This is a genomic window from Thalassolituus sp. ST750PaO-4 (assembly GCF_020320405.1).
Classification (GTDB): domain Bacteria; phylum Pseudomonadota; class Gammaproteobacteria; order Pseudomonadales; family Oceanobacteraceae; genus Venatoribacter; species Venatoribacter alkanivorans.
Map to the genome: position 1 here is coordinate 401,650 of NZ_JABVCB010000005.1, position 13,808 is coordinate 415,457.

12 protein-coding genes are annotated in these 13,808 nt (G+C 59.7%); 2 read left to right on the top strand and 10 right to left on the bottom strand.

Annotation, left to right across the window (positions count from 1 at the left end):
- Position 1 precedes the first annotated feature (1 nt).
- The gene (gene rsmG, locus HUF18_RS04305) at positions 2–655 is read right to left on the bottom strand and encodes a 16S rRNA (guanine(527)-N(7))-methyltransferase RsmG (protein WP_225691254.1); all 654 of its coding nucleotides are present in this window, start codon (positions 653–655) and stop codon (positions 2–4) included.
- A gap of 181 nt (positions 656–836) precedes the next feature.
- On the opposite strand from rsmG, the gene HUF18_RS04310 reads away from it, so the two are divergent.
- Positions 837–2,009 carry a YbfB/YjiJ family MFS transporter gene (locus HUF18_RS04310; RefSeq protein ID WP_225691255.1) on the top strand — a complete coding sequence of 391 codons (1,173 nt, stop codon included), beginning with the start codon at positions 837–839 and terminating at the stop codon, positions 2,007–2,009.
- 10 nt (positions 2,010–2,019) lie between these two features.
- Entirely contained in the window at positions 2,020–2,841 is an 822-nt protein-coding gene (locus HUF18_RS04315) for a DODA-type extradiol aromatic ring-opening family dioxygenase (RefSeq protein ID WP_225691256.1), read from the top strand.
- Here HUF18_RS04315 and HUF18_RS04320 read toward each other — a convergent pair.
- From HUF18_RS04320 to HUF18_RS04360, 9 genes are all read right to left on the bottom strand, one after another.
- Positions 2,831–3,610: an enoyl-CoA hydratase-related protein gene (locus HUF18_RS04320; protein ID WP_225691257.1), complete on the bottom strand. Its 780-nt coding sequence runs from the start codon at positions 3,608–3,610 to the stop codon at positions 2,831–2,833. The two genes, HUF18_RS04315 and HUF18_RS04320, sit on opposite strands and share 11 nt — an antisense overlap.
- Positions 3,603–5,669, bottom strand: coding sequence for an acetoacetate--CoA ligase (locus HUF18_RS04325; protein WP_225691258.1), 2,067 nt, complete (start codon positions 5,667–5,669; stop codon positions 3,603–3,605). Before HUF18_RS04325 ends, HUF18_RS04320 begins: the two co-directional genes overlap by 8 nt.
- A gap of 3 nt (positions 5,670–5,672) precedes the next feature.
- Positions 5,673–6,623, bottom strand: a complete 951-nt coding sequence (locus HUF18_RS04330; protein ID WP_274704256.1) for a hydroxymethylglutaryl-CoA lyase — start codon at positions 6,621–6,623, stop codon at positions 5,673–5,675.
- A complete protein-coding gene (locus tag HUF18_RS04335; RefSeq protein WP_225691259.1) occupies positions 6,620–8,680 on the bottom strand; it encodes an acetyl-CoA carboxylase biotin carboxylase subunit in 2,061 nt (686 codons plus the stop codon). The genes HUF18_RS04330 and HUF18_RS04335 overlap by 4 nt, the downstream gene beginning before the upstream one ends.
- Positions 8,673–9,458, bottom strand: a complete 786-nt coding sequence (locus HUF18_RS04340; RefSeq protein ID WP_225691260.1) for an enoyl-CoA hydratase-related protein — start codon at positions 9,456–9,458, stop codon at positions 8,673–8,675. Before HUF18_RS04340 ends, HUF18_RS04335 begins: the two co-directional genes overlap by 8 nt.
- Positions 9,459–9,488: 30 nt before the next feature.
- Positions 9,489–11,093 (bottom strand): carboxyl transferase domain-containing protein, encoded by a 1,605-nt coding sequence (locus tag HUF18_RS04345; RefSeq protein ID WP_225691261.1) that lies wholly within the window; start codon positions 11,091–11,093, stop codon positions 9,489–9,491.
- A complete protein-coding gene (locus HUF18_RS04350; RefSeq protein WP_145467373.1) occupies positions 11,093–12,250 on the bottom strand; it encodes an isovaleryl-CoA dehydrogenase in 1,158 nt (385 codons plus the stop codon). Before HUF18_RS04350 ends, HUF18_RS04345 begins: the two co-directional genes overlap by 1 nt.
- 63 nt (positions 12,251–12,313) lie before the next feature.
- Complete coding sequence (locus HUF18_RS04355) at positions 12,314–12,706, bottom strand: MerR family transcriptional regulator (RefSeq protein ID WP_225691262.1); 393 nt, start codon at positions 12,704–12,706, stop codon at positions 12,314–12,316.
- Between the two features lie 143 nt (positions 12,707–12,849).
- The gene (locus HUF18_RS04360; RefSeq protein ID WP_225691263.1) at positions 12,850–13,629 is read right to left on the bottom strand and encodes a substrate-binding periplasmic protein; all 780 of its coding nucleotides are present in this window, start codon (positions 13,627–13,629) and stop codon (positions 12,850–12,852) included.
- Between the last annotated feature and the right edge of the window lie 179 nt (positions 13,630–13,808).

Genomic DNA, 13,808 nt, shown 5'->3' on the forward strand with positions numbered 1-13,808 from the left:
TTCAATCGTTGGTATTAACCGGCAGCAGGCGCAGCAGATGCCGTTCGCCTTCCACACCGGGAACGCTGATGGCATCGGAAGCCACCACGCGGAATTTGTCGGCGATGGCGGCAATTTCATCCTGTGGATATTGCCCTTTCATCGCCAGAAAGCAGCCCTGCTCAGCGCGCAGATGCTGACACCAGTGGGTCATATCGGCGAGCGAGGCAAAAGCGCGGCTGACAATCATATCGAAAGGCCGGGGGGGATGATATGCCTCGACCCGATCGTTCACTATGGTCACGTTATCCAGCCCGAGTGCGGTGCGCGCCTGAAACAGAAAACGGGTTTTCTTGCCGTTACTGTCGAGCAGGGTGAAGGTTTTATGCGGGTTCATAATCGCCAGCACAATGCCCGGCAACCCCGGCCCGGTGCCGACGTCGGCAATATTGTCCGCTTCCTGCACAAAGGGATGCACCGCCAGACTGTCGAGCAGATGCAGTGCAACCATACGCTCCGGTTCGCGGATGGCGGTCAGGTTGTAGGCTTTGTTCCACTTCTGCAGCAGATCCAGATAGGCACGTAACGCACCCAGCTGCTCTGCCGTCAGGGCAATCTGCATCTGTTCAGCGCCGTACGCCAGCTGGCGGGTTAAGGAATCTGTTTCAGCATTCATGGTGCATCAAACCGGCTAGATAGAAGGCCGCGGATATTAGCATATGCCCGCAACAGACGGGAAACGCGCACCCGCAGGCTTAACCTACATTCACCAGACTTGTTCCGGACATAACCTAAGTCGGATTGGGCTTATCAGTGGTTAGCCCTATCATGCACATACTCATTAACGGAGCCAGCGTATGAATTCCACTGCCAGTCATCAGCCATCCTCCCACTGGTGGCCTATTATCGCCGCTGCGGTATCGCTGATTGTTGTGCATGGCTTCGGCCGCTTTGTGTACACGCCGCTGCTGCCACTGTTGGTTGATGACGGCCTGATCACACTGTCTCAGGCCGCATCCCTCGCCACCTGGAACTACGTCGGCTATTTAAGCGGCGCCATGCTGGCGCTGTTTCTCTATCAGCGTGGCCATGGCCGTATTACGCTGGCGCTGATGCTGACCAGCAATGCACTGATTACTTTGCTGCAGGTATTCGTCAGCCAGTACGAAATCCTCGCCACCCTGCGCCTGCTGAACGGCATAGGTAACGGTGTGGTCTTTGTGCTGGCACCAGCACTGGTGCTGGAGTGGCTAGTTACGCAACAGAAGGCGCAACTCAGTGGTCTGATGTATCTGGGGGTGGGCATTGGCCTGCTCAGCTCCAGCGCACTGGTTGAACTCAGTGCCACCTGGCTGGCCGGCCCGCAACGCTGGCTGCCAGCGGCCATCGCCGCCATTCCGCTGGCGTTGTGGAGCAGCTGGTATCTGCATCGTTTACCCGGCCATGCACCGGCCGGGCAGGGTGACGATCATTCCGCACTCTGGGATCGCGCCAGCACGCCATTATTTCTGGCCTATGCTGGTGCCGGGTTAGGCTACATTCTGCCGATGACCTTTTTGCCGGCGGTCGCCTCCGACTGGCAACTGACGCTGGTGCCCAGCGCCTGGCTGTTGGTTGCCATCACCTCGCTGCCATCGACCTGGCTGTGGAACCATCTGGGTGCCGCTATCGGTGATAAAACCGCACTGCTGTGGAACTACGCCATTCAGGCGGCGGGGGTCGGAGCGCTGTTGCTATTACCGCAGCAGTCGGCGGGATTGTGGCTCTGTGCGATTCTGGTCGGTGGTACGTTTTTAGGCGCGGTGCTGCTGACACAGCGTCTGGCGCGCAGCCTGCACCCGCATCAGGGACCAAGGTTAAGCGCTGCGCTTATTGCACTCTATGGCTTCACCCAGTTGCTCGGCCCCTGGCTGGCAAAACTCGGCATTGAAGGTGGGGCCAGTTTGTCATCCACCTTTATCTGGGGATTTGCAGCATTGGTATGGGCGTTTGTATTAATGTTGTGGGTACCCGCACGCCGCGATCACTGAGGGCACTGATATGTCAGCCAACCAACGCCAGCCGAGTCTCTATATTCCCCACGGCGGCGGCCCATGCTTTTTTATGGAATGGCCGGGCAACCCGCAGCTGTGGGATAACATGGCCGCCATGCTGCGTTCAATTCCTGCGCGTCTGCCGCAACCGCCCAGCGCCATTCTGCTGATTTCGGCCCACTGGGAAGCGCCGGTATTTACCTTTTGCGGTGGCTCACACCCGAAACTGGAATACGACTATTACGGTTTCCCGCCGCATACCTATGAGATCCGCTATCAGGCTTCGGGCGCTCCGGCACTGGCGGAGCGGGCAGCGCAATTACTGCAGGATGCCGGTATCGGAGCGGCGGTAGATAACAACGCACTCTGGGATCACGGTGTGTTTATTCCGCTGAAGGTCGCCTATCCGCAGGAAGAGATTCCGGTATTGGCGATGTCACTGAAAAAAGGGCTGAACCCGGCCGAGCATCAGGCTGCCGGAAAAGTACTGGCGCAACTGCGCGATGAAAACGTGCTGATCATCGGCAGTGGTCTGAGCTACCACAACCTGCGTGCATTCTTTGCCGACTCAGCCGCCGATGCTGCTGCCGCCAAAGCCTTTGATGACTGGCTGATTGATGCCGCAGCACAGGACGAAACCCAGCGCACCGCAGCGCTCAATCACTGGAGCGATGCCCCCGGCGCACGTCAGGTGCATCCGCGCGAGGAGCACCTGCTGCCGATGATGATGGTGGCCGGAGCCGCGGGCGCGGATCAGGGCAGCACTTTTTATCGCGAAGAAATCATGGGCAAAGCCGTCTCGGCGATTGGTTTCGGGCTCAAAGCTTAAACCCCGGTGCATGATGCAGCTGTCCCTGAATCTGCGCAGCATCATCCAGCGCCTGTTCTAAGGTCTGGCTGCGGGCGGCATTAAACAGGCGCTTGGTTTCCCGCAGGCAGCGGGCGTCGTTAATGGCCATCTGCCGCGCCAGACCAAGGGCACTGCCCAGCAACTGAGCCTGTGGCACCACACGGCTGACCAGTCCCATGCGCAGTGCTTCGTCGGCCGAAAATGTGCGCCCGGTGAGCGCCATTTCCAGCGCGTGCTGCATACCGATACGGCGCGGTAATAACCAGGCGCCGCCATCGCCGGGAATAATCCCCAGTTTGATAAAGCTTTCGGCAAAGGTCGCCTGCTCGCTGGCAATGGCAACATCGCACATGCACACCATATCGTTACCGGCACCCACCGCCGGGCCATTGACCGCGGCGATAATGGGAATTTCCAGCTGCGCAAACGCCAGCGGAATACGCTGAATAAAGGCTTTGTAATTGGCGGTCAGCTGTTGTGCATCGCCGGCAAACATACCACTGCGCTGCTGCATCGCTTTGATATTGCCACCGCCGCTGAATACTTTACCGGCACCGGTAAATACCGCGACTTTAATATCATGACGGTCATTAACCTGGGCCAGCGTCTGTTCGATGGCGTCGATCACTTCGCCATCGGAAATGGCGTTTTTAATATCCGGCCGGTTCAGCGTCAGCAGGGCGATGCTTTCGGCACCGCTGTCGTCTTTGCATAATTCCAGAGTCAGGTGTGCGCTGTGGTCAGTCATGTTGCAGTTCCTCCAGATCGCGGAAGTGTTGCAGCGCTTCCGGGTTTTTCAGGGCGTCGGTATTTTTAACAGGCAAACCCTGCACCACATTGCGCACCGCCAGCTCCACCAGCTTGCCACTAATGGTACGCGGCAGTTCTGCCACCTGAATAATCTTCGCCGGCACATGGCGCGGCGTGCAGTGACTGCGGATCTGGCTGCGGATTTTATCGCGCAGCGCATCATCCAGTGTCTGGCCATTATTCAGCACCACAAACAGCACCACGCGCACATCACCGGCCCAGGGCTGACCAATGGCCAGACTTTCCAGCACCTCGTCCAGCTGCTCTACCTGACGGTAAATTTCGGCGGTGCCTATGCGCACACCACCGGGGTTGAGTACCGCGTCGGAGCGGCCGTGAATAACCAGCCCGGCGGTTTCACCGCTGTCTTTGCCATGGTGCGCGACACGTTCGGCGTAATCGCCATGAGCCCAGACGCCATCAGGCTTTTGTGCGCTATAGCGGCTGAAATAAGCATCGTGATATTTCTGCCCGTCGGGGTCATTCCAGAAGCCAACCGGCATCGACGGAAAGGCCCTGGTACACACCAGTTCGCCTTTTTCTCCCGGAGCCAGCGCGCGGCCTTCGTCATCCCAGATTTCGACTGCCATACCTAAACCAGCGCACTGTAACTCACCGCGATAAATCGGCAGCAAGGGGTTACCCAGCGCAAAGCAGGAGATGATGTCGGTACCACCGGAGATTGAGCACAGCGCGATATCGGCGCCGATATCGCGGTACACATAATCAAAGCTTTCATGCGCCAGCGGCGAACCGGTGGAGAGCAGGGTGCGCACTTTATGCGGCTTTCCTTGCTGATGTTGCTGCAGATGTTGTTGCTGATGTAGGTGCGCCGGTTTTATGCCGGCTTTCTCCAGCGCCGACAGGTATTTGGCGCTGGTGCCGAAAATGGTGATGCCTTCTTCAGCGGCCATATTCCACAAGACATCGGGCACCGGGTGAAAAGGCGAGCCGTCGAACAGCACCAGCGTGGCACCGGTGGCCAGGCCGGAAACCAGCCAGTTCCACATCATCCAGCCGCAGGTCGTAAAGTAAAACAGCACGTCATCGGCGCGTACGTCGGTATGCAGACGCAGCTCTTTCTGATGCTGCAAAAGCGTACCGCCCGCACCATGCACGATGCACTTGGGTACGCCGGTGGTACCGGAGCTGTAGAGGATATACAGCGGCTGATCGAACGGCAGCTGGGCGAATTCAATATCATCCTCTGACCACTGCTGCTGCGACGAGGTAATAAAATCCTGCCAGCTGACCGAGCCCTGAGGTTTGCTCAGCGCCAGCCCCGGATAAGGTACCGAAATCAGCTGCTGCGGCGGTAATTGCAGCGCATCGCGGATCGCAGCCACGCGCTCACCACAGTCGATGGTTTTACCGGCGTATAAATAACCCTGAGTCGCGATCAGCAGCTTGGGCTGAATCTGGCCAAAACGATCAAGCACGCCCTGCAGGCCAAAGTCCGGCGAACAGGAGGAGAACAACACGCCAATCGACGCTGCCGCCAGCATGGTAATCACGGTTTCCGGCACATTGGGCATAAAGGCCGCCACCCGGTCACCGGCTTCAACACCCGCTGCGCGCATGGCTTGTGCCAGCTGCGCCACCTGAGCATAGAGTTCGGCGTAGGTAAGGCTGCGGCGCTGGGCCGGATCTTCGTTGCGGAATACCAGTGCGGCTTTATGGCGGAACGCGGGGTTCTGCGCCGGTGCCAGCAGGTTTTCAGCGAAGTTCAGCCGCGCGCCCTCAAACCAGCGCGCGCCAGGCATTTTGTCGCCATCGCTCAGCACAGCCGTGGCCTCATGGCTGGCAATCACATCGCAGTAATCCCAGATCGCCTGCCAGAAATCTTCGCGTTCGTGGGTACTCCATAAATGCAGGTCATCGTAGTCGCTGAACCCGTGACCACTGGTGCGCTCCAGCCAGTTAATAAAGCCCTGCATCTGCGAGGCAGTACGGCGTCCGGCGCAGGGCGTCCAGAGGGGTTGTTGGCTATCAGTCACTGACTACTCCTTGTTGTTCTGACGGGCATCATTATTATTTTTCCCGGCTTTTGCCACCAGCGCGCGGCCGCTTTTACTGCCATTCGGGCGCTGCAGCTGGTCGCTGATCCACTGCCCGGTTTCTGCCAGCAGCTGCGCGTCGATACCGGTATGCAGGCCGAGGCCTTCGACCAGACGCAGCACATCTTCGCTGGCAACATTGCCCGACGCCCCGGCGGCATAAGGGCAGCCACCCAGTCCGGCAAGCGAGCTGTCGACGGTGCGGATACCCAGCTCCAGCGCGGCGTAAATATTGGCCAGCGCCTGACCATAGGTATCGTGAAAATGCACCGCCAGCTGCGACACCGGCATATGCAGTGCCAGCGCGCGGATCAGATTCTGCGTCTGCGGCACACTGCCGGTGCCGATGGTGTCGCCCAGAGAGATTTCGTAGCAGCCCATATCCAGCAGCGCCTGCGCCACATCGACCACCGCCTGCACCGGCACCTCGCCCTGATAAGGACAACCCATCACGGTGGAGACATAACCGCGCACCGGCAGACCAACCGTGCGCGCATGCTCCAGCACCGGGCGGATACGTTCCAGGCTCTGCGCCACGCTGCAGTTAATGTTCTTCCGGGTGAAGGCATCGGAGGCGGCGGTAAACACCGCAACCTCCGAGGCGTTGGCCGCCAGCGCCGCTTCCAGCCCCTGCAGATTGGGGGTGAGGGCGGCATAGCGCACGCCGGGCTGACGTTTAAGCTGCAGCAGTACGCGGTCGCTGTGCTGCATCTGCGGCACCCATTTGGGCGAGACAAAACTACCAGCCTCGATATGACGCAGGCCGGCGGCGGCCAGCCGTTCAATCAGCTCGCAGCGCAGCTCAACACTGAGCGCCTGCGCTTCATTCTGTAAACCATCGCGCGCGCCGACTTCGACAATGCGCACGCTGTCCGGATGTGCCCGCTGCATCATGCGTCGGCCTCCGCTGCTGCCTCTTCAGTTATCTCCAGCTGCAACAGCTCAGTGCCTTCGGCTACCTGATCACCGGCCTGATACAGCACCGCCTGCACCAGCGCGGCCTGCGGCGCGCGGATGCTGTGCTCCATTTTCATTGCTTCCATAATCATCAGCACCTGACCGGCTTCAACCTGTTCGCCCGGCTGCACTTTAACCTCCAGCACCTGACCGGCCATGGGTGCGGTCAGACCGCCATGATCATCCTGTGCCTGCTCGCCCAGCCAGCGGTTACGCACAAAGCGCTGACTGCCCTGCGGCAGAAACAGCAGCAGTTCATGCTCGCTCAGTGCCAGCGGCAGCGATTGCTGCTGACCGTTTACCCGGGCCTCCAGCTGCAGCAGGCGGATATCACCGGCCTGACCCTTAAGCTCCAGGCGCCCCTGAATCTGCACACTGTGATCGGCCAGCTGCAGGTTCCAGCTCTGATTTCTGTCCAGACCGTGCGCCTGCTCATTCGCCCGCGCCCGTGCCCGCAACACATCACCGACGGCACTTTCCAGCCGCAGCACGCGCTGCGCAGGCAGTGCCGACAGAAAACCATCGGCGTGCCACGGGTCATGCGCTTGCGGCTGAGATTGAGAGGCAAGCGTCGGCAACAGCAGCTCGGTTAACGCCGCCAGTTCCCAGTGGGTCGGCAAGGGCTGCGTCAGTTCGTGCTGGTTACGCTCAATAAAATCGGTGCTCAGTTCGGCATTGGCAAAAGCCTCCAGACTGAGCAGGCGCAGCAGAAAATCGCGGTTGGTTTTTACCCCGTCGACCTGCAGTGCGGCCAGTGCAGTACGCAGGTTATGCAGCGCTTCGGTACGATCACGACCGTGGGCAATCAGCTTGGCCAGCATCGGGTCGTAGTAAGGGCTGACTTCATCACCCTGCTGCACACCACTGTCGAGGCGAACAGACGAGTTCAGCTCTGGCGCCTGCCACAGTTTCAGACGGCCAATAGCCGGCAAGAAATGGTTATCCGGATCTTCGGCGTACAGCCGCACCTCTATGGCGTGACCATTAATCGGCAGGTTCTGCTGGCTGACCTCCTGCGGCAGGCCTTTACCCGCCGCCACGCGTAACTGCCAGTACACCAGATCGACGCCGGTAATCATCTCGGTGACCGGGTGCTCGACCTGCAGGCGGGTGTTCATCTCCATAAAAAAGAATTCATGGTTGGCATCCAGCAGAAACTCCACCGTGCCCGCACCGCGATACTGAATACGCTGCGCCACCGCCAGCGCGGCTTCGCCCATACGCTGGCGCAACGCGGCCGTCATACCCGGCGCCGGCGCTTCCTCGATCACTTTCTGATGGCGGCGCTGCACCGAGCAATCGCGCTCGAACAGGTAAACGCCGTTGCCGAAACTGTCCATAAACACCTGCACTTCCACATGGCGCGGGCGGATCAGGTATTTCTCTATCAGCAGGCGGTCATCACCAAAGGCCGAGCGTGCTTCGCGCCGGGCAGCGGCGATATCGTCGTGCAGTGTGGCGGCGGAGAGCACGATACGCATGCCCTTACCGCCACCGCCGGCACTGGCTTTCAGCAGCAGCGGATAACCGATGCGTTCGGCCTCGGCGCTCAGGCGTTGGTCGCTCTGCTCATCGCCATGATAGCCGGGCACCAGCGGCACACCGCTGTCGGCCAGCAGGGCTTTGGCGCTGGCCTTATCGCCCATGGCTTCAATCGCTGCAGCCGACGGGCCGATAAAGGCGATGCCGGCCTCTTCGCAGGCGCGGGCAAAGGCGGCGTTTTCGCTTAAAAAGCCGTAGCCCGGGTGAATGGCTTCGGCGCCGGTGGCGCGCGCGGCGTCCAGCACTTTGTGCATATCCAGATAGCTTTCGGCAGCAGTCACACCACCGAGAGCGATGGCTTCGTCGGCCTGCTGTACATGCAGCGCGCTGGCGTCGGCGTCGGAATAAATGGCGACGGTGCGGATGCCCAGCGCTTGTGCGGTACGCATCACACGCACGGCAATTTCGCCACGGTTGGCGATCAGAATCTTGTTAAACAGGTGCTCAGTCATGGGCTGCTTCCTGTGCATAAGTGGGGGCGCGTTTCTGCAGAAACGCACTTAATCCTTCCTGGCCTTCGGCGCTGACGCGCAGGCGAGCAATCAGTGCCGATGTTTCTTCTTTCAGCTGATCATTGACCGGGCTGCTCTGGCCGGCGATCAGGGCTTTGGTCGCCGCCAGCGCCTGCGGGCCGTTGGCCAGCAACGCCTGACACCAGCGCTGCACCTGCTCATCCAGCTGTTCGACCGGCACCACTTCATGCACCAGCTGCAGTGCCTGCGCCGTTGGCGCGTCGATCAGTTCCGCGCTTAAAAAGTAACGCCGCGCCTGACGTGCGCCCATCGCCGCCAGCACATAAGGGCTGATGGTGGCCGGGCTTAAACCGAGTTTCACTTCGCTCAGGCAGAAGCGCGCGTTGTCCGCCGCCACCGCCATATCGCAACAGCAGATCAGCCCCAGCGCACCGCCAAAGGCTGCGCCCTGCACACGGGCGATGGTCGGTTTGGGAAAGTCGTTCAGATCCTGCAGCAGACCGGCCAGCTGCAGGGCATCGGCGTGATTCTCTGCCTCGGAGGCGTCTTTCTGGGCTTTCATCCAGTTGAGGTCAGCGCCGGTGCAGAAGTGTTTGCCCTGACCGGCGAGCACCAGCACCCGCACCGCAGGTTCGGTGGCCAGTACCGACAACTGCGCCCGCAGCTCGGCAATCAGTTCGGCATTAAAGGCATTACCCAGTTCAGGACGGTCGAGGCTCAGCGTGGCTACGCCCTGATGAATTGCGAGTTCTAACATGGTCGATTCCTTACCTGATTCGAACAGGCTCTACATGCGGAACACGCCAAAGCGTGTGTCTTCGATGGGTTTATTCAGGCAGGCCGACAACGCCAGCCCCAGCACGCGCCGGCTATCGGCCGGGTCGATAATGCCGTCGTCCCACAGCCGCGCCGAGCTGTAGTACGGATGGCCCTGCTGCTCGTATAACTCGCGGATTGGCTGTTTAAAGGCGTTCTCGTCGGCGTCGCTCCAGGGCTCGCCTTTCTTCGCCAGCTGCTTGCGCTTCACCTGCGCCAGCACGCCGGCCGCCTGTTCGCCGCCCATCACCGAGATGCGCGCGTTGGGCCACATAAAGAGGAAGTTCGGATCGTAGGCGCGGCCACACATGCCGTAGTTACCGGCGCCAAAGCTGCCGCCGATTACCAGTGTCAGCTTCGGCACTTTGGCACAGGCCACTGCCATCACCATCTTGGCGCCGTGGCGGGCGATGCCTTCGGCTTCGTATTTGGGGCCGACCATAAAGCCGGTGATATTCTGCAGAAACAGCAGCGGAATTTTGCGTTGCGCGCACAGCTCAATGAAGTGCGTGCCTTTCTGTGCCGACTCAGAAAACAGGATGCCGTTATTGGCAACGATGCCGACCGGCATGCCGTACAGCCGGGCAAAACCGCACACCAGCGTGGTGCCGAAGCGCGCTTTGAATTCATCAAACTCCGAGCCGTCCACCAGCCGCGCAATCACCTCGCGCACATCGTAGGGCTGGCGGGTATCGGTCGGAATCAGGCCGTACAGTTCATGGCCCGGATAGGCCGGTTCTTTCACCTCTGCCGCCGTGTTTTGCGGCTTGTGGCGGTTCAGATTGGCGACGGCGTTACGCGCCAGTTGCAGCGCATGCTCATCGTTCTCGGCCAGATGATCGGCCACCCCGGACTGACCGGTATGCAGCTCGCCACCGCCCAGTTCTTCGGCACCGATTTCTTCGCCGGTGGCCATCTTCACCAGCGGCGGGCCGGCAAGAAAAATGGTGGCCTGATTACGCACGATGATGGATTCATCGGCCATCGCCGGCACATAGGCGCCACCGGCGGTGCAGGAACCCATCACCACCGCAATCTGGGCGATACCGGCAGCCGACATATTGGCCTGATTAAAGAAAATACGGCCGAAGTGTTCGCGGTCGGGGAAGACTTCATCCTGGCGCGGCAGGTTAGCGCCGCCGGAATCCACCAGATAAACACAGGGCAGGTTGCACTGCTGGGCGATGGTCTGCGCGCGCAGGTGTTTTTTCACCGTCAGCGGGTAGTAACTGCCGCCTTTTACCGTGGCATCGTTGCCCACCACCATGCATTCCTGGCCGTTGATACGGCCGATACCGGCAACCACACCGGCGGCGGGTACGTCTTCGCCGTACACCTCATGGGCCGCCAACTGACCGATTTCGAGAAAGGGGCTGCCGGCATCAAGCAGCAGCTGAATGCGCTCGCGCACCGGTAATTTGCCACGTGCGGTATGGCGCTGCATCGCCACCTCGCCACCGCCTTCGGCAATGCGGGCGACTTTGGCTTTCAGGTCGGCCACCAGCGCCTGCATCTGTGCGCGGTTGGCAGCAAACTGCGGGCTGCGGCTGTCGAGCCGGGACTGGATAAGCGGCATCAGCTCAGCTCCTGAAACAGTTCGCGACCAATCAGCATGCGGCGGATTTCCGAGGTGCCGGCGCCAATTTCATACAGCTTGGCGTCGCGCAGCAGACGGCCGGTGGGGAAGTCGTTGATATAGCCGTTGCCGCCCAGCAGCTGGATCGCATCCAGCGCCATCTGTGTGGCTTTTTCGGCACAGTAGAGAATCACACCAGCGGCATCTTTACGCGTGGTTTCGCCACGGTCACAAGCGGCCGCCACGGCGTACAGATAGGCGCGGCTGGCGTTCATGCTGGTGTACATATCGGCCAGCTTGCCCTGCACCAGCTGGAACTCACCGATACTCTGGCCAAACTGTTTACGGTCGACGATATAGGGCTGCACCACATCCATACAGGCCAGCATGATGCCGGTCGGGCCGCCGGACAGCACCACGCGCTCGTAGTCGAGGCCGCTCATCAGCACTTTCACGCCCATGTTCTCGCCGCCGAGAATGTTTTCTGCCGGTACTTCGACGTTATCGAACACCAGCTCACAGGTGTTGGAGCCACGCATGCCGAGCTTGTCGAGTTTCGGGCTGCGTGAGAAACCGGCCCAGTCGCGTTCGACGATAAAGGCGGTCATGCCGTGCGGGCCTTTGCTCAGATCGGTTTTGGCGTAGATCACATAAACGTTGGCATCCGGGCCGTTGGTGATCCACATCTTGGTGCCGTTGAGCACATAGTGATCGCCTTTTTTATCGGCGCGCAGCTTCATCGACACCACATCGGAACCGGCATTGGGCTCGCTCATCGCCAGCGCGCCGATATGCTCGCCGGAGATCAGCTTCGGCAGGTATTTCGCCTTCTGCTCCGCCGTGCCGTTGCGGTAAATCTGGTTTACACAGAGGTTGGAGTGGGCGCCGTAAGACAACCCGACCGAGGCCGAGGCGCGGCTGATTTCTTCCATGGCGATCACATGCGCCAGATAGCCCATATCGGCACCGCCGTATTCTTCGCTGACGGTAATGCCGAGCAATCCCTGCTCACCGAACTTGCGCCACATGGGCATGGGGAACTGGTTGTCGCGGTCAACGTCCGCGGCCAGCGGCGCCAGCTCGCGCTGGGCAAAACCGCGCACCTGATCGCGCAGCATATCGAGCGTTTCGCCCAGGCCAAAATTGAATCCGGTCATCGTATGGCTCCTTCCTGTTGTATTTTTATTCTTGGTAGCAGGGCCGGAAATAACGGGCGGTGGCTAAGCGCCTGTCAGTGCCGCCAGTGCCTCGCTGGCTTTCAGCTCGGCGTTGTCCAGGTCCTGCATCATGCGTTCAATATCGTGCAGTTGCTGGCGCAGGTGACTGCGCCGCTGTTCTATCACCGCCAGCAGTTTTTCCAGCTGCGGACGATTAGCCTCCGGCTCCAGTCCGGGGCGGTACATATCAATCAGCTCGCGGCTTTCGGCCAGCGATAAGCCCAGGCGCTTACCGCGCAGAATCAGCTTCAGTGTGACCCTATCCTGTGGCGTATAGATACGGGTCTGACCTTCACGCTGCGGGTTGAGCATGCCCTCCGCCTCATAAAAGCGGATGGTGCGGGTGGTGATATCAAACTCGTCGGCGAGGTCACGGATGCTGTAAGTACGGCTCATGCGGGTTGGGCTGTCGGGCTGCTAAGTTACCTTTACGTTAACGTAAACCAATATCGCAAAACAAAGGGCAATTCGGGCCAGAAGAAGATGGATAATAAAAAGCCCGCATCGAGCGGGCGGCGTGCATTTGAACAACCGGCGTGTCAGTGCAGGTACTTATCCACAATAGTCTGATATTCCCCACTGGCCTTCAGTTCTGCCAGCGCCTGATCAAAGGCTGCAACAAACTCCGGAGAGGTGGAGGCTTTGCTGATAAGGAAATAGATGTCGTCCGAATAGACGGTCATATGGCTGATAAAGCGGCCGCCGAGACCTTCCTTTTTAAGCCCTGCCGCGGCGGAGAACGGGTCGGCCAAAAAGCCATCCAGCCGTTTTGCCGCCAGTTTTTTGTAGTTGGTAGCGTCATCACCGGCATCGGCCAGGCGGGCTTTGAAACCCGCATCATTTTCCAGTGCCGCATAGTCTTCGCCGTAGTAATAACCGCGGGTAACGCCAAGCGTAAAGTTTTTACCGATCAGATCCTTCAGCGAACTGATGCCGCCATAGCCTGACGCATCTTCTTTGCGCACCATCATCACCGCCGATTCCGTACGGTATGGCGTGCTGAAATAGCCAAATTCTTCACGCTCAGCGGTACGTGAGGCACCCCCGGTAAGGTGCAGATTACCGGAAGAAATTTCCGCCAGCAGGCGCTTCCAGGGCCGGTTTACAAAGGTAAAAGGGCAGCCCATGCGGGTCAGGATGGCGGTAGCCATATCCAGATCCAGGCCGGTAAATTTTCCCTGCTCTTCGTAGGCGTAGGGCAGCCAGGGCTCCCAGCCTACCTTTACACCACCAGCCGGACAGGCCGGTGCGGAATGGGCCGGAAACGTCAGCAAAACGCTGATCAGTAAGGCCAGTATCATCGGAAATTTCAGTGTCATGGTGCCGTCCCTCTGCCTGTGCGGATATTGACCAGTGTAGGTAGTTTTCAACGCAGGGCCGTGCCAATTCAGGCCGCAGGCAGGTATGTCAGCTTTGCCGCATTCCGGCCCGCCGCTGAATAACTTTAAGGTTGGTTTAAGCATGGCCGCTCTACGCTGGGTGCAAATCCTGAGGAGAG